Source organism: Streptomyces griseorubiginosus, from assembly GCF_001514195.1.
Lineage (GTDB): Bacteria > Actinomycetota > Actinomycetes > Streptomycetales > Streptomycetaceae > Streptomyces > Streptomyces griseorubiginosus.
In genome coordinates this window covers 497241-516244 of the sequence record NZ_KQ948738.1, presented here as the reverse complement: position 1 = coordinate 516244, position 19004 = coordinate 497241, and the positions used below count along the sequence as shown (strand labels likewise).

16 protein-coding genes are annotated in these 19004 nt (G+C 72.2%); 4 read left to right on the top strand and 12 right to left on the bottom strand.

Annotated elements, in window-relative coordinates; all coding sequences use genetic code 11:
* Positions 1-29: 29 nt before the first annotated feature.
* From AQJ54_RS24980 to AQJ54_RS24960, 5 genes are all read right to left on the bottom strand, one after another.
* Positions 30-1259, bottom strand: a complete 1230-nt coding sequence (locus AQJ54_RS24980) for a PP2C family protein-serine/threonine phosphatase (RefSeq protein WP_062241353.1) — start codon at positions 1257-1259, stop codon at positions 30-32.
* Between the two features lie 115 nt (positions 1260-1374).
* The gene (locus tag AQJ54_RS24975) at positions 1375-4017 is read right to left on the bottom strand and encodes a SpoIIE family protein phosphatase (protein ID WP_062241079.1); all 2643 of its coding nucleotides are present in this window, start codon (positions 4015-4017) and stop codon (positions 1375-1377) included.
* Positions 4018-4202: 185 nt separating this feature from the next.
* The gene (gene rocD, locus AQJ54_RS24970) at positions 4203-5423 is read right to left on the bottom strand and encodes an ornithine--oxo-acid transaminase (protein WP_062241077.1); all 1221 of its coding nucleotides are present in this window, start codon (positions 5421-5423) and stop codon (positions 4203-4205) included.
* On the bottom strand, positions 5420-6244 hold the full coding sequence (ddaH, locus tag AQJ54_RS24965) for a dimethylargininase (protein WP_062241075.1): 825 nt from the start codon (positions 6242-6244) through the stop codon (positions 5420-5422). Before ddaH ends, rocD begins: the two co-directional genes overlap by 4 nt.
* Before the next feature lie 151 nt (positions 6245-6395).
* On the bottom strand, positions 6396-6884 hold the full coding sequence (locus AQJ54_RS24960) for an Lrp/AsnC family transcriptional regulator (protein ID WP_030316437.1): 489 nt from the start codon (positions 6882-6884) through the stop codon (positions 6396-6398).
* A 78-nt stretch (positions 6885-6962) separates the two neighbouring features.
* Between AQJ54_RS24960 and AQJ54_RS24955 the strand changes: the two genes are divergently transcribed.
* From AQJ54_RS24955 to AQJ54_RS24940, 4 genes are all read left to right on the top strand, one after another.
* Positions 6963-7712 carry a LytR/AlgR family response regulator transcription factor gene (locus AQJ54_RS24955; protein ID WP_062026244.1) on the top strand — a complete coding sequence of 250 codons (750 nt, stop codon included), beginning with the start codon at positions 6963-6965 and terminating at the stop codon, positions 7710-7712.
* Between the two features lie 2 nt (positions 7713-7714).
* Positions 7715-8074, top strand: a complete 360-nt coding sequence (locus tag AQJ54_RS24950; protein WP_062026245.1) for a hypothetical protein — start codon at positions 7715-7717, stop codon at positions 8072-8074.
* Between the two features lie 22 nt (positions 8075-8096).
* Entirely contained in the window at positions 8097-9809 is a 1713-nt protein-coding gene (locus AQJ54_RS24945; RefSeq protein ID WP_062241073.1) for a sodium/solute symporter, read from the top strand.
* A gap of 73 nt (positions 9810-9882) precedes the next feature.
* Positions 9883-11088 (top strand): sensor histidine kinase, encoded by a 1206-nt coding sequence (locus AQJ54_RS24940; RefSeq protein ID WP_062241070.1) that lies wholly within the window; start codon positions 9883-9885, stop codon positions 11086-11088.
* A gap of 1 nt (position 11089) precedes the next feature.
* On the opposite strand, the gene AQJ54_RS45105 is transcribed toward AQJ54_RS24940, so the two are convergent.
* From AQJ54_RS45105 to AQJ54_RS24910, 7 genes are all read right to left on the bottom strand, one after another.
* Positions 11090-11263 carry a hypothetical protein gene (locus AQJ54_RS45105; RefSeq protein ID WP_020140439.1) on the bottom strand — a complete coding sequence of 58 codons (174 nt, stop codon included), beginning with the start codon at positions 11261-11263 and terminating at the stop codon, positions 11090-11092.
* A 13-nt stretch (positions 11264-11276) separates the two neighbouring features.
* Positions 11277-13172, bottom strand: a complete 1896-nt coding sequence (locus AQJ54_RS24935) for a serine/threonine-protein kinase (protein WP_062241068.1) — start codon at positions 13170-13172, stop codon at positions 11277-11279.
* Positions 13173-13222: 50 nt separating this feature from the next.
* Positions 13223-14626, bottom strand: coding sequence for a PASTA domain-containing protein (locus AQJ54_RS45100; RefSeq protein ID WP_062026249.1), 1404 nt, complete (start codon positions 14624-14626; stop codon positions 13223-13225).
* Between the two features lie 70 nt (positions 14627-14696).
* Positions 14697-15647: a cytochrome c oxidase assembly protein gene (locus AQJ54_RS24925; protein WP_062026250.1), complete on the bottom strand. Its 951-nt coding sequence runs from the start codon at positions 15645-15647 to the stop codon at positions 14697-14699.
* A gap of 156 nt (positions 15648-15803) precedes the next feature.
* Complete coding sequence (locus AQJ54_RS24920) at positions 15804-16829, bottom strand: 6-phosphofructokinase (RefSeq protein ID WP_062026251.1); 1026 nt, start codon at positions 16827-16829, stop codon at positions 15804-15806.
* Between the two features lie 191 nt (positions 16830-17020).
* Entirely contained in the window at positions 17021-17749 is a 729-nt protein-coding gene (locus tag AQJ54_RS24915; RefSeq protein ID WP_020140434.1) for a type 1 glutamine amidotransferase, read from the bottom strand.
* Between the two features lie 16 nt (positions 17750-17765).
* Positions 17766-19004: a MurT ligase domain-containing protein gene (locus tag AQJ54_RS24910; protein ID WP_020140433.1), complete on the bottom strand. Its 1239-nt coding sequence runs from the start codon at positions 19002-19004 to the stop codon at positions 17766-17768.

Sequence of the window (19004 nt, the reverse complement as noted above, 5' to 3'; positions counted from 1 at the left end):
GCCCCGGCAGCACTGCGCCCCACCCGCCCTCACAACCGCACGATGACCAGCGCCGTGTCATCCGTCGCGCCGCTGGTGGGCAGGAGCTCCGCGAGGACGGCGTCGGCCAGGGTCTCGGGGTCCTCCTCGCGGTGGCGGGTGAGGGAGTCGGCGAGGCGGGCGAGGCCGATGTCGACGTCCTCGTGGCGGCGCTCGACGAGACCGTCGGTGTAGAGGGCGAGCGTCGCGCCCGCGCCGAACGTGGTGGTCGCCTGCGGCCGGGGGATCGGGTCGGGGCGGGCGTCCAGCGGGGGGTCGGTGGCCTTGTCGAGGCACTCCACCCGGCCGTCGGCGTGCACCAGCATCGGCGGCGGGTGTCCGGCGCTGCTGTAGGTGATCCTGCCGTGCTCGAAGTCGATGAACGTGGTGACCGCGGTCGCCGACTCGGCGCCCTCGATCACATTGGCGTACCGGCCCAGCACGTCCAGGGCCTGCGCCGGACCCTCGGCCACCCGCGAGGCCGCGCTCAGGGCGCTCCGCAGCTGCCCCATGACACAGGCCGCTCCGAGCCCGTGGCCCACCACGTCGCCCACGGAGACGCCGACCCCGCGCCCGCCCACCAGGTCGACCAGGTCGTACCAGTCCCCGCAGACGTTGAGCGCGCCCACCGCCGGCCGGTAGCGGACGGCCGCCCGGTCGTGCAGCGACTGCCGGCTGACCGGCAGCATCGCCTCCTGGAGGGCCAGCGCGACCTCCCGCTCACGCGCGTGTGCCTGCCGCAGCCGTTCGTTGAACTCCTGGATCTCACGGGCCCGGGTGTACAGCTCGGCCTCCAGGACCCGGGCCCGGCTGCCGCGCGGGCCGCCGCGGGCGCGCATCAGCTCGGTGACCTCCTCCACCCGGTGCACCACCAGCGCGACCTTGCCGTCCGGGCCGAGCACCGGGGCGTTGACGGGGCTCCAGTAGCGCACCTGCCACTCGCCGGGCCGCTCGGGGTCCTCCACGTCGTAGCGCTGGAGCGCCATGGCGTCGCGCTCGCCGGTGTCGAGGACCCGCCGCAGCGAGGCGGCCAGGTTGCGCATGCCGGTCGCGGCCCGGTCGTTCGGGTTGTCCGGGAAGACGTCGAAGAAGTAGCGGCCCACGATCTCCTCGCGCCGCCGGCCCGACACGCCGAGGAACTCCTCGTTGACGTCGGCGAACACCAGGTCCGGTGTGACCAGCGCGACCACGCCGGGGAGAGCCTGGAACACCGCCGCGTAGTCGATGGATGTGTCGCTCATGGAAGCCGCCTCGCCGCCGGGATGGCCCATTTTCCCACGATATGAGGGATTCCAGCGATGGGCCGTAGGAACGGATCGCAGAGGGGGCCGTGGATACGGACGCGGTCTCCGGGGCTCAGGCGCCGGGTTCCCGCAGGGACTGCTCGGCCCAGATGACCTTCCCCTCGGGCACGAACCGGGTGCCCCAGCGCTGGGCGAACTGGGAGACCAGGAGCAGCCCCCGGCCGCCCTCGTCGGTGGTCCGCGGATGGCGCAGGTGGGGCGCGGTGGAGCCGCAGTCCAGCACCTCGCACATCAGGGTGCGCGCCCGGATCAGGCGCAGCCGGATCGGTCCTACGGCGTGCCGGATGGCGTTGGTGACGAGTTCACTGACGACCAGTTCCGTGGTGAACGCGAAGTCCTCCAGGCCCCACTCCGTCAGCTGCCGGGACGCCGCCTTGCGGGCCTCGGCGACCTGCGCCGGGTCCACGGGCACGTCCCAGTCGGCGACCTGTTCGGGCCCCAGCAGCCGGGTGCGGGCGAGCAGCAGGGCCAGGTCGTCGTGCGGCTGGTCGGGGGCCAGGGAGTCCACGACGGCCCGGCAGCGCAGGTCGAGCGTGTCGGCCGACCGCTCCAGGGCCTCGCGCAACCGCTCCCGGCCCGCTTCGAGCGACCTGCCCTCACCGTGGGCGAGCAGCCCGTCGGTGTGCAGCGCGAGGGTACTGCCCGGGGCCAGGGCGAGCTCCACGGACTCGAAGGGCGGACCCCCGACGCCGAGGGACGGCCCCTGAGGCAGGTCCACGAAGGCGACGGTCCCGTCGGGCAGGATCACGGCGGGCGCGGGATGCCCGGCGGCGGCCATCGCGCACTGCCCGTCGACGGGGTCGTAGACGACGTACACACACCCGGACCCCACCGCCTGAGCACTGTCGGACTCGTCCGACGGATCGACGGGGGCGGCCAGGGCCCGCGAGTTCCCGGGGGCGGGTGTGGCAGCGGGGCTTCCCGAGCGGCCGGGAGCTGGTGTGTCTCCGGGCACGGCCTCCGACCCGCCCGCGAGCCCCGAGCCCTCCGCTGTCCCCGATCCTCCGGCGAGTCCCGACCCTCCCGCAGCCCCGCACCCCTCCCCGCCCCCCGAGCCTCCCGCCGCCTCGGGGCCCGCGCCCTCCTCCCGTGCCGCCCGGGCCACCAGGTCGTCCAGGTGGCCCAGTACCTCCTCCGGGGGGAGATCCAGGGCCGCCAGCGTTCGTACCGCGGTCCGTAGGCGGCCCATCGCTGCCGCGGCGGCGATTCCGTGGCCGGGGACCTCGCCGACCACCAGGGCGACCCGTGCGCCGGAGAGCGGGATCAGGTCGTACCAGTCGCCGCCGAGGCCGGTCAGCTCGTCGGCCGGCCGGTAGCAGGCCGTCACCTCCACGGCGTCCTGCTCGGGCAGCCGGTGCGGGAGCAGACTGCGCTGGAGGACGAGCGCCGCCTGACGTTCGCGGGTGTAGCGCCGGGCGTTGTCCACGCAGACGGCGGCCCGGGAGACGAGATCCTCGGCGAGGTTGAGATCGTCCTCGTCGAAAGGCTCCTGGCGACGCCGGCGGAAGAAGGTCGTGACGCCGAGCGTGGCACCCCGTGCACGGATCGGCACGACCATCACGCTGTGCAGCCCCAGCTCCAGGAAGGTCGCCGTGCGACCACCGGGTATGTCGGTGGCCCACTCCGCGGCCAGCGGATCGAGCCGCTCCTCCCGCCAGGACGTGCCCTCGACGAGACACCGCAGCGGAGGTGTGCCGGGCAGGTAGGCGGCCACCTCGCCCACCGCGACGACGGCCTCCGGCACCCCCTCGTTCACCGACTGCTGCCCGGCCCGCACCAGCGGCACCTGCATGGTGGGCTCCGCGCCCCGCAACACGGGCTCCAGCAGGTCCACGGTGATGTAGTCGGCCAGCGCCGGCACGGCCACGTCGGCCAGCTCCTGCGCGGTCTGCCGGATGTCCAGACCGCGCCCGATGTGCTCACCGGCCCGGTCGAGCAGGGCCAGACGCTGCCGCGCGCGGTGCCGCTCGGTGATGTCGACGACCGTGTAGTAGACGCCCATCGGCTTGCCCTGGTCGTCGTCGATCCGGGTGAACGACATGGTGTGCGCGGTCTCCCGGTGCGGGGCGGCACGGACCCGTCCGACGTGCTCGTACTCCACGATCGGCTCGCCGGTCTCCAGCACCCGCCGCATCTGCGCCTCGATCGCCTCCGCGTCCAGGCCCGGCTGGATCTCCCCGAACCGAAGTCCCAGCCGCTCGGGCGCCGGAGCGCTGCCGAACTGCTCCAGGGCCGGGTTGGACCACACACAGCGCAGGTCGGTGTCGACGATCGCGATGCCGATGGGGGAGCGGGTGACCATCTGCTCCAGCACCGGGCGGCTCATGTCCCAGCCGGGCGCCTCGGCCAGTTCGGACAGCAGGACGAGCCAGCGGGCGGTGCCGTCCGTGTCGGCCGAGGTGACGCGCACCATGAGCCGGGCGGGCCGGCCCCCCTTGCGGACGGCCGTCAGCAGCCCCGCCCAGCCGCCGTCGGCGCGGCAGCGCTGGGCGAGCTCGGGCACTCGGCCGGCGTCCTCGGCGGTGAGCAGGGCGGCGGCGGTCATCCCCACGGCCTCCGAGGCGCCGTAGTCCAGCAGGCGTTCCGCGTCCCTCGTCCAGCCGGTGACGATGCCGTGGGCGTCGAGCAGCAGTGGCGCGGCATCGGCCACGTCGAACCGGTGCCGCGCGGTGTCATGCCCTTTGTGAGCGCCCACGGACGACCTCTCTGTCGCTGAGAGTGGTCTATCACCTCTTCGTCACATCTTCACCCGGTGAGGTGGGAGTTCGCCTACGGGGGAGGGCGGTGCGGTGGGGGCGCGGGTGCGGGCCGGCGGGGGGCCTTTCGCGCTCCCCCCGCGCCCCTGAAGGCAGGTCCAGTTCCCCGCGCCCCTGAGGCAGGTCAGCGCCTGAGTACCTTCTCCAGGACCCCGAGTGCCGACTCCAACTCCTCCGCCGTGATCGTCAGCGGGGGTGCCAGGCGGATCGTCGAGCCGTGGGTGTCCTTGACCAGGACTCCCTCGTGCATGAGCAGCTTGCTGACCTCGCGGCCGGTGCCGATCTCCGGGTCGATGTCCACGCCCGCCCACAGGCCGCGGGCGCGGAAGCCGACCACCCCCTTGCCGACCAGTCCGGTCAGACCGTCCCGCAGGACCGACCCGAGCTCCGCCGCCCCGCTCTGGAACTCGCCCGTCTCCAGGAGTTCCACCACCGCCGTGCCGACCGCCGCCGCGAGCGGGTTGCCGCCGAAGGTCGAGCCGTGTTCGCCCGGGCGCAGGACGCCGAGCACGTCCCGGCGGGCCACCACCGCCGAGACCGGGACGATGCCGCCGCCCAGCGCCTTGCCGAGCAGCAGCACGTCCGGGACGACCCCTTCGTGCTCGACCGCGAGGGTGCGGCCGGTGCGGCCGAGGCCCGACTGGATCTCGTCCGCGATGAACAAGCAGCCCTTGCGGCGGGTCAGCTCGCGGACCCCGGTCAGATAGCCGTCGTCCGGGATGACCACGCCCGCCTCGCCCTGGATGGGCTCCAGGAGCACCGCGGCCGTCGTCTCGTCGACCGCCGCCTCCAGCGCCGCCAGGTCGTTGTACGGCACGATCCGGAAGCCCGGTGTGAAGGGGCCGAAGCCCGCCCGCGCGGTCTCGTCGGTGGAGAACGACACGATCGTCGTCGTACGGCCGTGGAAGTTCTCGGCGGCCACCACGATCGTGGCCCGGTCGGCCGGGACGCCCTTCACCTCGTACGCCCACTTGCGGGCCACCTTGATGCCGCTCTCCACCGCCTCCGCGCCGGTGTTCATCGGCAGCACCATGTCCAGGCCGGTCAGTTCGGCCAGCCGCTCGGCGAACTCGGCGAGCCGGTCGTTGTGGAAGGCGCGGGAGGTGAGGGTCAGCCGGTCCAGCTGCGCGTGCGCCGCCTCGATCAGCGCCGGGTGGCGGTGGCCGAAGTTGAGGGCGGAGTAGCCGGCCAGCATGTCCAGGTAGCGGCGGCCCTCGACGTCCTCGACCCAGGTGCCCTCGGCACGGGCGACGACCACGGGCAGCGGGTGGTAGTTGTGCGCGAGGACCGGCTCCTCGGCGCGGATGAGATCGGCGGAGGAACGCGTGCTTACGGGTGCGGTCATGAGCGGATCTCCTGGGTGCAGCACTTGATGCCGCCGCCGGCCTTGTGGAGCTCGGAGAGGTCGACGGGGACGGGGACGTAGCCGTGCTCGTCGAGACGCACGGCGAGGGCCTCGGCCTGCGGGGCGATGAAGACGTGCCGGCCGTCGGACACGGAGTTCAGACCGAACGCCATCGCGTCGTCGCGGGTCGCGAGCACCGCGTCCGGGTACAGCCGTTCGAGTACCGCGCGACTGCCCGCCGAAAAGGCCTCCGGGTAGTAGACGATGTTGTTGCCCACCGCCGAGTCGTCGAGCACGAAGAGCGCCGTGTCCAGGTGGTAGAAGTGCGGGTCCACCAGGGTCAGGCTGATCACCGGGTGGCCGAAGAACTCCTGCACCTCGCGGTGCGCCTCCCGGGTGGTCCGGAAACCCGTCCCGGCCAGCACGTACCGGCCGGTCCAGACGAGGTCGCCCTCGCCCTCGCAGACCGACAGGGGGCGCTGGACGTCGTAGCCCGCGCTCTTGAACCACAGGTCGTAGTGCGTGGACTCGGGGCGCCGCTCGGGCGCGTGGAAGAGGGAGCCGAAGACGCGGCCGCCGACGACGACCGCCGAGTTCGCGGCGAAGACCATGTCCGGGAGACCGGGGACCGGCTCCACCGCGTCGATACGGTGCCCATGGGACTCGTAGGCGCTGATCAGCGTCCGCCACTGCTCCTGCGCCAGGTCCACGTCGACGTGGGTGTCGGGATGCATCCAGGGATTGATCGCGTACTGCACGGCGAAGTGTCTGGGTTCGCAGACCAGGAACCGCCGCAGGCGCGGCACACGGGAGTCGGACACAGAGGGGTTCCTCCGCTTCCTGCGCTGTCTACTGAGGGTTGACACCACGGTAGGAAGTGACCCGGGGGCCCGACAAGCAACAAGAATTGCGTGTCCGCGCAGGAATGCTGCGAATATCGCCGGTGAAACGCATGGCTCATGCGTTTATCCGCTACGCCTCCGGTGCCGGCTGGCTCGCCCCCGCCTCGGGGCTTTCCGGGAGGAGGTGGGACAGCACCATCACGCTGATCGTCTTCCGGATGAACGGCTCCACCCGGATGCGCTCCAGCACCTCCTCGAAGTGCTCCACGTCCCGCGCCCGCACATGCAGCAGCGCGTCCGCGCCACCGGTCACCGTCATCGCCGCGGTGATCTCCGGATGGTTGCGGACCACCTCCGCGAGCCGCCGCGGCGGGGCCGCGCCCTCGCAGTACACCTCGACGTACGCCTCGGTGCGCCAGCCCAGCGCCGACGGCCGCACCGTGGCCGTGAACCCGGTGATCACCCCGGTGTCCCGCAGCCGGTCCACGCGCCGCTTCACCGCCGTGGAGGACAGTCCGATCGCCGCACCGATCTCCGCGAAGGAGGTCCGCGCGTTCGCCATCAGCGCGGTGATGATCTTCCGGTCGAGCTCGTCGAACGCGGCGGTCCTGCTGTTCATGTCGGCACTGTATCCAGCGCGGGCGTCCACACCACCGCACGTGTCCAGTCGTACGAATAGCTCCTACACTCCGGGTTCATGCTGCGCGCCCTGGCTGTCGACGACGAACGCCCCTCGCTGGAGGAACTGCTCTACCTCCTCGGCGCCGATCCCCGGATCGGCAGTGTGGAAGGGGCCGGTGACGCCACCGAGGCGCTGCGCCGCATCAACCGCGCGCTGGAGTCGGGCCCGCACGGACCCGAGGCGATCGACGTCGTCTTTCTCGACATCAACATGCCGGGGCTCGACGGCCTCGACCTCGCCCGGCTGCTGACCGGCTTCGCCAAGCCGCCGCTGGTCGTGTTCGTCACCGCCCACGAGGACTTCGCCGTCCAGGCCTTCGACCTCAAGGCCGTCGACTACGTCCTCAAACCGGTCCGCAAGGAACGCCTCGCCGAAGCCGTCCGCCGCGCCGCCGAACGCCTCGACGCAGCGCCCCGCATCCCCGTGCACGAACCCGACCCGGACCACATACCCGTCGAACTCGGCGGGGTGACACGGTTCGTGGCCGTCGACGACATCACCCACGTCGAGGCGCAGGGCGACTACGCCCGCCTGCACACCGACAAGGGCAGCCACCTCGTCCGCATCCCGCTGTCCACGCTGGAGGACCGCTGGCGCTCCCGCGGCTTCGTCCGCATCCACCGCCGCCACCTCGTCGCCCTGCGCCACGTCGGCGAACTCCGCCTGGACGCGGGCACGGTGAGCGTCCTCGTCGGCGGCGAGGAACTCCAGGTCAGCCGCCGCCACACCCGCGAACTGCGCGACCTGCTGATGAGGAGGCCCTAGCCGTGCCCCAGGACCCCGTCGAGCGGCGCGTCGTCGTCACCGGCCCGCCCCGCCGCAGCCGACCCGCCTCCGGCTACTACCGGCCGCGCACCGAGATCGACGAACAGACCACCCTCGGCCACACCTACGTCCGCTCCCTGATGCGCACCCAACTGCGCGCCGCCCTCGCGGTGTTCGCCTTCCTCGCCCTGCTCGTCGGCCCGCTGCCGCTGCTCTTCGCGGCGATGCCCGACGCCCGCCGCCTCGAATGGGCCGTTCTCGGCTTCGGCCTCTACGTCCCCCTGGTCCTGCTGGCCCGCTGGTACGTGCGCCGCGCGGAACGCAACGAACGGGACTTCGTGCGCCTGGTCGAGGACCGATGAACCCCGGGCTGGAAGAGGGCCGATGAACTCCAGCTACTCCGTACCGGCCGTCGCGCTCGTCGTGGTCGCCACGGTCCTCGTCGGCGCCTTCGGCCTGCGCATCTCCCGCACCACCTCCGACTTCTACGTCGCCTCCCGCACCGTCGGCCCCCGCCTCAACGCGGCCGCCATCAGCGGCGAGTACCTCTCCGCCGCCTCCTTCCTCGGCATCGCGGGCCTGGTCCTGGTCCAGGGCCCCGACATGCTCTGGTACCCGGTCGGCTACACCGCCGGCTACCTCGTCCTGCTCCTGTTCGTCGCCGCCCCGCTGCGCCGCTCCGGCGCCTACACCCTCCCCGACTTCGCCGAGGCCCGCCTCGCCTCGCAAGCCGTACGGCGGCTCGCGGGCGCCTTCGTCGTCGGCGTCGGCTGGCTCTACCTGCTGCCCCAACTCCAGGGCGCCGGACTCACGTTGACCGTCCTCACCGGGGCACCCGAGTGGCTCGGCGGAGTCATCGTCGCCGCCGTCGTGGTCGCCACCGTCGCCGCGGGCGGCATGCGCAGCATCACCTTCGTGCAGGCCTTCCAGTACTGGCTCAAGCTCACCGCCCTGCTCGTCCCCGCCCTCTTCCTGATCCTCGCCTGGCAGGGCGACGGCGCCCCCAGCCACGCCTTCGAGGAACCGGCGACCTTCCGCGAACAGCGCGTCGTCAAAGTCGCCGACACCCTCGACCTCACCCTGGACCAGCCGCTCACCGTCACGGTGACCGGCACCGTCGACGGCCGCCCGCACGACGACCAGCAGCTCCGACTCCCCGCCGGCACCCACCACATCGACAAGGGCACCCGCCTCACCTTCGCCAAGGGCACCACCGTCCCGGCCGCCGACCGCCGCACCGGCGACGGCATGTCGACCTCGCTCGCCGCGGGCCGCGAGGACCGGCCCCTGTACGCCACGTACGGGCTGATCCTCGCCACCTTCCTCGGCACCATGGGCCTGCCGCACGTCGTCGTCCGCTTCTACACCAGCCCGCACGGCGTCGCCGCCCGCCGCACCACGGTCGCCGTCCTCGGCCTGATCGGCTGCTTCTACCTGCTGCCCCCGGTCTACGGCGCCCTCGGCCGCCTGTACGCCCCCGAACTCACCCTCACCGGGGACGCCGACGCGGCGGTACTCCTGCTCCCGGAACGGATGATCGGCGGCCTCGGCGGCGACCTACTGGGCGCACTGGTGGCGGGCGGCGCCTTCGCCGCGTTCCTGTCCACGGCCTCCGGGCTCACCATGGCCGTGGCGGGCGTGCTCACCCAGGACGTCCTGCCCGCGCGCGGCGTACGGCACTTCCGGCTCGGCACGGTCCTCGCGATGTGCGTCCCGCTGGCCGCGAGCGTCCTGGTCGGCGGACTGCCCGTCGCCGACGCGGTCGGCCTCGCCTTCGCGGTCTCCGCGTCCTCCTTCTGCCCCCTGCTCGTGCTCGGCATCTGGTGGCGGCGGCTCACCCCGCCCGGCGCCGCCGCGGGCATGCTGGTCGGCGGCGGCTCGGCCTTCCTCGCCGTGGCCGCGACCATGGCCGGTCTCCCCGCGAGGGGCCCGCTGCACGCCCTGCTCGCCTGGCCCGCGCTCTGGTCGGTGCCGCTCGGTTTCCTCACCATGGTGGTGGTGTCGCTGGCCACCGCGAGCCGGGTACCGGCGGGCACGGCGGCCATCCTGGCCCGCTTCCATCTGCCGGAGGAACTGCGGGCGGAGGTCAAGGCGTGAGAGGCCAAGGCGTGAGAGGTCAAGGTCGCAGAGGCCAAGGTCGCAGAGGTCAAGGCGTGAGGGGAGCGGCGCGGTGAGCGGATTCCTGGCCGGTCTCTGCGTGGCGATCCTCCCGCTGCTCGCCGCCGGCTTCTGGCTCGGTCGGCGCACAGCCGGCTCGCAGGCCCTCGGCGGTCTCGGCACCCCCGTCGAGCACGCCACCTTCGAGACCCTGCACACCGCCTCCCTGGCCGCGCCCCCGCTGCGGGCCGGGCTGACGGAGGAGACCGCCCGCAAGTCGGCCCGCCGCCTGCGCACCCTGCTCGGCACGGACGCGCTCTGCCTCAGCGACCAGAAGCAGGTCCTGGTCTGGGACGGCGTCGGCGGCCACCACCGCACCGAGGTCATGGAACGCCTCGCGGGCCCGCTGGAGACCGGCCGCGGCGAGGCCTTCCGGCTCACCTGCGACACCCCGGACTGCCCGGTCCGCTGGGCGGTCGTGGCCCCCCTCACCGTCGACGACCGCGTCCACGGCGCCCTGGTCGCCTGCGCGCCCCGCGAGTCCGCCGTACTGGTCCGGGCCGCCGGAGAGGTGGCGCGCTGGGTCAGCGTCCAGCTGGAGCTGGCGGACCTGGACCAGTCCCGGACCCGCCTGATCGAGGCCGAGATCAAGGCACTTCGGGCCCAGATCTCCCCGCACTTCATCTTCAACTCGCTCGCCGTGATCGCGTCCTTCGTCCGCACCGACCCCGAGCGCGCCCGCGAACTCCTCCTGGAATTCGCCGACTTCACCCGCTACTCGTTCCGCAGGCACGGCGACTTCACCACCCTCGCCGACGAACTCCACGCCATCGACCACTACTTGGCGCTCGTGCGGGCACGCTTCGGCGACCGCCTCTCCGTCACCCTCCAGATCGCCCCGGAGGTGCTGCCGGTAGCCCTGCCCTTCCTGTGCCTCCAGCCCCTGGTGGAGAACGCCGTCAAGCACGGCCTGGAGGGCAAGACCGACAAGTGCCACATCCAGATCACCGCCCAGGACGCGGGCGCCGAGGCCCTCGTGGTCATCGAGGACGACGGCGCCGGAATGGACCCGGTCCTGCTCCGCCGTATCCTCGCCGGGGAGGTCAGCCCCTCGGGCGGCATCGGACTGTCCAACGTCGACGACCGGCTCCGCCAGGTGTACGGCGACTCCTACGGCCTCGTCATCGAGACCGCCCTGGGCGCGGGCATGAAGATCACCGCCCGGCTGCCCAAGTACCAGCCGGGCGTGCACTCGGCGGGCCGCCTCACGGGCGGCTGAGTCAACTGCGGGTGGCCACCATGCCGAGGGTGATCAGACCCAGCACGACCCAGCCGAACCACAGCCAGCCGTTGCTGCCCAGCGCCACCGTGTACGCCGTCACCGCGACGAGACCGCCGACGGTGAGCACCCCCATCGTTCTGGTCGAGCCATCCGTGGAACCGGTACCGGGCATCGCGACACCTTCCTCAGGATTCGTCCCCCTCCATGGTGCCCCCGTTCTGCCTGCGGACGGTGCACACGACGAAATGAGTGCCGTTCTTCCACGGGCCCTCGCTCGTCCAGGACCCCGCCGTGTAGACCGACGGATCGAAGCCGTAGTCGCCCGGAGGCACCTCGCGCGCACACGCCGTGTCCGACTCGGTGCGCGCCTCGGGCAGCGTGACGTCGGGGGCCAATCGGGTGAATCCGAGCACCTGCTCGTCGTAGGAGCCCGCGCAGGAGACCAGCCGGGCGTCCCGGTTGGTGCGCACGTCCAGGCAGTCCCGCCGCTGCATGGTGGCCGTGTCCGCGAACGCCGAACCCGGTGCGCGGTGCGAGCCGATCGGCCCGTACACCGGCCCGTTCGCCCCCAGCACCAGACAGGCCGTGCGCCGCCCCGCGGCCGCGAAGCCCTCCTCGGTCGGTACGACGGCCTGGCCGCGGACGTCCGCGAGCCGGTCCCGGATCTCCCGCGTCCGCTCCTCGCACTTCGCCGGCCCGGTCCGCCGCGCCTCCTCGGCCGAGCCCGCCGGCACGAACGCCATCACCTGGCCGTCCGGCGCCGTAGCGCAGGTGGGGTCCAGCCGCAGCCGGGGCGTCCCCCGGAACCGCTCCGACCCGGGCCAGTCGGCGATCACGCAGTCACCGTCCCGCAGCGGTTTCGCGAGCCCGACGGCCTCACCGTACGGCTGCCGGGCACTCGCCCCTCCGCCTCCTCCGCCGCCGCTTCCGCCTTGCGACGACCGGTCGGCCATGGCGTACCAGACCCCGCCCAGCGCCAGCACCAGCCCCAGACCGCAGGCGAGGACGGCCCGCAGGGCGTGCGAACGCTCCCGCCGCCAACGGCCGCCCCGCGACGGCGGTGCCCCGGGTGACGACCGGTGTCCGTGCGGAACCGGCCCGAACGGCGGCTCCTGCACCCCCGCCCAGGGCGGCTGCGAACCGAGATCGGTCTGCGTCCGCGGATACGGCTCGGCCTGCGTCTGCGTACGCGTCCGCGCATACGGCTCAGCCGGCGGCGCCAGGACCGCCGACAGCGCGGCCTCCGCCTCCGCCGAGGACAGCCGCTGCCCGGGGTCCTTCGCGAGCAGCGCGTGCAGTACGGGACCGAGCGCGCCGGCGCGCACGGCGGGCCGCGGCTCCTCCATGACCACCGCGGTCACCTCGGCCAGATGCGACCCCCGCTCGAAGGGGCCGACGCCCTCCACGGCGTGGTACAGCGTGCAGCCCAGCGAGAACAGGTCGGCGGCCGGGGTGGGCGCCCCGCCCGTGGCCCGCTCCGGCGCCAGATAGCCCGCCGTCCCCACCAGCACCGACGCCAGCGTGTACCGGGTCTCCCCGGCGTCGGGCTGCACGGAGATGCCGTAGTCGGTGAGCAGGACGCGCCCGTGAGGCGATCCCGAGCGGTCCGGAGCCAGCAGGATGTTCGCCGGTTTCACGTCCCGGTGCATCACGCCCCGCCGATGCCCGGCGGTCAGCGCGTCCAGCACGGCGAGGCCGACGCGGGCGCACTCCGCGGGGGCGAGCGGTCCGCGGGACGCGACCAGGTCACGCAGGTCCACGGCGTCGGCCACGTACTCCATGACGATCCACGGCAGCCCGTCGTGCTCCAGCACGTCGTGCACGGTCACCACGTGCGGGTGGCCGCGCAGCCCGGCCGCGTGCCGGGCCTCCGCGCGGGCCCGCGCCACCCGTGCCTCACGCTCGTGGCCGGCCTCCACCGGGTCCCGGAACACGATCTCCTTGAGCGCGACCTCGCAGGCGAGTCTCCGGTCGTGGGCGAGCCACACATGGCCCATGCCGCCGCTGCCGAGCGGGTTCAGCAGCAGATAACGGCCGGCGATGACCCGGCCCACTCCCGACGTCGGTGATCCTGAAGGCATCCGCTGACTCTCCGGTTCCGCGCTGCTTCGGCTCTTGGGTTCTCCGGGCGTTACGTGGCGACGGTGGTGCTCGGCCCGCCGCTGGCGGGTTCGCTGCTCGCGGGCTCACTGGTGGCGGGTCGCGAGGTGACGGTGGGTGGTTCGCCCGTCATGGGCGCGCTGCTCGTGGCGGGAGGCGGTGGAGGAGGAGACGGGGGAGGCGGCGCGCTGCTGCTCGCCGGGGCACTGGTGGACGGCGGGCTGCTCGACTTCTTCGGTGCGGGCGACGCCGAGCCGGGCGACGCCGAGCCGGGCGACGCCGAGCCGGGCGCCGTGCTCGACGGCGGCGGGGTCGAGGACGGCCCCGGCGTGCCGCGCGACGAGGAGGGAGGCGCGGAGGAGGTGCCACCGGACCGGCTGCCGGACGAGGGCGGTGTGCCGGAGGGCGGTGTCCCTGGCCCGGACGGATGCGGCGGCGGGGGAGCCGTCGTGGGCACGGTCGCCGGTCCGGTCTCCCCGCCGGAGGCGCTCCCGTCGCCCTCGGCCACGGTCAGCATCACGTACTGCCCGAACGCCAGCTCGCTCCCCGCGGGCGGATCCGTCACCGTGACCCTCGCGCCGTCGGGCGGGGGCTCCTGCCCGGCGTACCCGGCCGCGAGCCCGGCGTCGATGAGCTCCCGACCGGCCTGGGCGAAGGTCGTCCCGGCGAGTTCCGGTACGACGCGCGGCTTCCCGGCGTCGAAGGCGGCGTCCCTCTCACCGGTCGTCCCGACCGGCCGGTCGATGCCGCGGGCAGGCTCGTGGACGTCGAGCAGAGCGATCCGTGCCAGCTTTCGCGGAGCCGGCCGCACGGCCACGACCGACTTCCGCTCATATCCGGCCCACTTCTTGTTGCCGTCCTCGAACCGGACGGAAATCCGGCCGGTGTCACCCTTGAAGGGCCGCAGCGGATTTCCGCACGAGCATTTCACAGCCGGAAGCCCTTGTTCATCGACGAGAATCGCGATTCCCGCCTGGAGCAAGGAGTTGTACGGGACGGCCTTTCCCTTCTTGTAGTCGTGGTTCTGGACGAGCGTGTCGTGACGCAGCAGCACGGGTGTGAGCCGATCCAGATATTCCGGTATCCGGTCCGTGCGGATGTTCAGCACATCCGCCCACGCCTGGGCCTTGTCGTGATTCCCGGGATCGGTGAGGAATCGTTCGAGTGCGGCGACGTCACAGATGGTCGGCTGCTTGCTGCCGCCGTAGAGACCTGGTGTGTCCCCCTGCTGGAGACTGCCCCGCACGGGCTGCGACCGCACGGCCCCGGCGTCCTTGCCGAGCCCGCTGTCCTCGTCGAAGAACGGTGCGAGCGAGGGCGCACCCGCGGCGACCGCCTTGACCACGGTCAGTGGATTTCCCTTGCCGCAGCCGCTCAGCAGCACTGCGAAAACCGTGAGAACGGCGATCCTGTGCATAAATGCGCGAAGTGTCATGACCGCTCCCCCCGGTGGCGGTTCCCCCAACGCGCTTCATGCTACTGAATGCTCCGGAAGGACGACGTGCTTATTGTCCGCGTGCGTTCAGTGAGGCCAAATAGGCGTTGTACTCCTCGAGTTCCTTGTCGCCGTCCCGGTCGGCGGCCCGGTCCTTGCGCTTGGCCTGCCGCTGTTCGGAGCCGTACCACTGGAACAGCAGTGCGATCAGCACCAGCACGGAGGGAATCTCGCTGAACGCCCAGGCGATACCGCCCGCGTAGTTCTGGTCGGAGAGCGCGTCGATGTGCAGCGAGGCGGGCGGGTTCTTGAACGTCCCCACCATCGGCTCGGACGCCATCATCAACGCGATGCCGAAGAACGCGTGGAACGGCATCCCCGCGAACAGCTCCAGCATCCGCATCAGATACCCCGGCCGGTGCGGTCCCGGGTCGACGCCGATGATCGGCCAGAAGAAGACGACACCGACCGCGAGGAAGTGCACCATCATCGCGATGTGCCCGGTCTTCGACCCCATCAGATAGTCGAACAACGGCGTGAAATAGAGCCCGTACAGGCTCGCGATGAACAGCGGAATGGTGAACGCCGGATGCGTGATGATCCGCATGTACCGGCTGTGCAGCAGGGCGAGCAGCAGCTCACGCGGCCCCCTTCGCCCCTTGCCGGCGACGGGCAGCGCCCGCAGGGCGAGCGTGACCGGAGCGCCGAGCAGCAGGAGGATCGGCGAGAGCATGCTGATCACCATGTGCTGCACCATGTGCACGCTGAACATGACCATGCCGTAGTCGTTCAGCCCGGTGCACATCATCAGCACGATGGTCAGCACACCGATCACGAAGGAGACGGTCCGCCCGACGGACCACGCATCCCCCCGCCGCCGCAGCCGGACCACGCCCCAGGCGTAGAGACCGAGCGCGAGGAGGCAGGCGACGAGGAAGAAGGGGTCGGCCGACCACTGCAGCCCTCGTCCCAGCGTGAACGGCGGCAGATCGTGGACCATGCCGTGCCCGCTGTGATCCATCGCGGCGGCTCCTGATTCGTGGGGGTTGTTCTAGTCTGTCCGCCCTACAGACTAGAACTGCCCCCGGTCACATCTCGGACCGGGGGCAGATTGATCTACCTAGGGGCGCGGGGAACTGCGCGATCAGCCACGACGGCGCCGCACCCGCCGTACGACCTAAAGCACACACTCCGCTTCCGCGTACCGCGCCGACGGCACCGTCTTCAACGTCTCCACCGCCTCCGCCAGCGGCACCATCACGATGTCGGTGCCCCGAAGAGCCGTCATGTGACCGAACTCCCCCCGGTGCACGGCCTCCACCGCATGCCACCCGAACCGCGTGGCCAGCACCCGGTCGTAGGCCGTGGGCGTACCGCCCCGCTGCACATGCCCCAGGATGACCGGCCGGGCTTCCTTCCCCAGCCGCCCCTCCAGCTCGATGGACAGCTGACGGGCGATCCCGGCGAACCGCTCGTGACCGTAGATGTCCTTGCCGCCCTCGTCGAAGGCCATGGAGCCGGGCGCCGGCTTGGCACCCTCCGCCGCCACGACGATCGCGAAGCGCTTGCCCGCCTCGAACCGCTCGCCGACCCGCCGGGTCAACTCCTCGATGTCGAAGGGCCGTTCCGGCACGACGATGGCGTGAGCGCCCGCCGCCATGCCGGAGTGCAGCGCTATCCACCCGGTGTGCCGGCCCATGACCTCGACGACGAGTACCCGCTGGTGGGACTCGGCGGTGGTCTTGAGCCGGTCGAGCGCCTCGGTGGCGACCCCGACGGCCGTGTCGAACCCGAAGGTCACGTCGGTGACCGCGATGTCGTTGTCGATCGTCTTCGGCACGCCCACGATGGGCAGACCGGCGTCCGACATCAGCCGGGCCGCCTTGAGGGTGCCCTCGCCTCCGATGGGGATGATCGCGTCGAGGCCGAGCTCCTCGACGTGGCCCCTGGCCCGCTCCACACCGTCCCGCAGGTGCGAGGGCTGGACGCGGGAGGAGCCGAGGATCGTGCCGCCGCGGGCGAGGATGCCGCCGACGGCGTCGAGGTCGAGCTTGAGGTAGTCGCACTCCAGGAGGCCGCGCCAGCCGTCCCGGAAGCCGATGACCTCGTCGCCGTGGTCGACGAGGGCACGGTGCACGACGGACCTGATGACGGCGTTCAGGCCGGGACAGTCGCCGCCGGACGTGAGGACACCAATGCGCATAAGCCCGCTACAACCTTCTCGACAGGGGCCGGATCCGGACCTCGTCGTCCGGCTCGAACCCCGCCACCCTAGCGGCAGGAGGGGGCGGGGCCGAAGCACGCGTCCGCCTGCTGGACGACCCCGCTCACCTGTGCGGACTCCCCGTCAGACGGGCCGTTGACGGAGGCTTGCAACCGAGCGGGGCGCCCCGCTCAGGCAGGCTGCTGAGCAGCCGCGATGCGCTCGTTGCGCAGCGCCTCGTACCAGCGGTCGTCGGTCGGCGGCAGAGCGTTCACGTCGAGGGCCAGCTTCAGCAGCAGGTCGGCGATGAGCGGGTTGCGCGCCAGCACGGGCCCGTGCATGTACGTACCGAACACGGTGTCGTTGTACGCCCCCTCGGTGCCGTCCCCGGTGCCGTTGCCGTTGCCGAGCCTGACGTTGGCGAACGGGCGGGCGGTGGGCCCCAGATGGGTGACGCCCTGGTGGTTCTCGAAGCCGGTCAGCGGGGGCAGACCGAGCCGCGGGTCGATGTCGGCGAGGACGTCACCGACGCACCGGGCGCCCTCGCCGCGCACGGAGACCACGTCGAGCAGCCCGAGGCCGGGCTCGCGCTGGCCGAGGTCGTTGATGAACTCGTGGCCGAGGATCTGGTAGCCGGCGCACACCGAGAAGACGATCGCGCCGTTGCCCACGGCCCGGTGCAGTCCGCCGTCCCGGCGCAGCCGCTCGGCCGCGAGCCGCTGGGGCCGGTCCTCGCCGCCGCCGATCAGGTAGATGTCGCCGGAGGTCGGGATCGCCTGGTCGCTGCGCACGTCGAGGCGGGCCACGTCGAGACCGCGCTGGCGGGCCCGGCGCTCGATGACGAGGGCGTTGCCCTGGTCGCCGTAGGTGCTGAGCAGGTCGGGGTAGATCCAGACGATCCGGAGTTGGTTGTCGCTCACAAAAGTCCCCTGTGTCTCAGTTGCCGACGCGGCGGCGCAGGTCCTGGAAGGCGGTGTAGTTCGCGATGACCTCGATACGGCCGTGCGGGCTCATCGAGACGGCCTGGTCGAGGTTGTCGCAGACCTGGAAGTTCTGGTTCGCGACCTCCAGACGCACCGCGAGGTCCAGCTTGCGGTCGCCGATCACGCAGATCGGGTGGCCGGTCAGCCGGGTGTAGTCGACGTCCCACAGCCACGAGGTGTCGGTGCCGTCGGCGCCGCGGGCGTTGACGGAGAGGATCACCGGGGTGGGCGGCGGGTCGATCAGGCTGAACGTCTCGAGCCAGCCGGCCGGGTTCTTCGCGAGCAGCAGCCTGAGGTCGCGCTGCTGGAACTGCACCACGTCGTAGCGTCCGGCGACGGCCTGCACCTGGTACATGCGTTCCAGGGCGACCTGCGGCGGTACGCCGAAGACGGCGGCGACGGCCGCGGAGGAGGCGGCGTTGGCCTTGTTGGCGCGCCCGGGCAGCTGGAGGTGGATGGGCCAGGCCGAGCCGTGCGGGTCGAGCACGTGGTCACCGGAGAGCGCCCAGCTCGGCGTCGGCCGGCGGAAGCCGCACTCGCCGCAGAACCAGTCGTCGCCGGGCCGCTGCATCACACCGCCGCAGGACGGGCAGGACCAGGCGTCGTCCTTCCACATCTGCCCGGCGGCGACCCAGATGACGTTGGGGGAGGAGGAAGCGGCCCACACGACGAGCGGGTCGTCGGCGTTGGCGACCACGACGGACTTGCTGCCCGCGAGCCCCTCGCGCCAGTTCTCGGCGAGCATGCGGGTCTCGGCGGCCCGGTCGAGCTGGTCGCGGGAGAGGTTCAGCAGGGCGATGCACTTGGGGTCGGTGTCCCGGGCCACGCCCGCGAGGTACTTCTCGTCGACCTCGATCACGCCGTAGCGGGCGTCCGAGCCGCCCGCGAGGGCGGAGGTGATCCCGGCGGGCATGTTGGCGCCGAGCGCGTTGGAGACGACGGGTCCGGCCGCCCCCAGGGCCTCCGCGATCAACCGGGTGGTGGTGGTCTTTCCGTTGGTCGCCGAGACGAGGACGACGTCCAGGTGCTGGGCGAGCCGGGCGAGGAGGTCGGGGTCGAGTTTGAGGGCCACCTTGCCGCCGATGACCGAACCGCTGCCGCGACCCGCGGCTCGGGATGCCGCCGCGACGGCCTTGCCCGCCGTCACGGCGAGCTTGGCCCGCGGCGAGAGCGGGTCCGAGTTGCCTGTCAT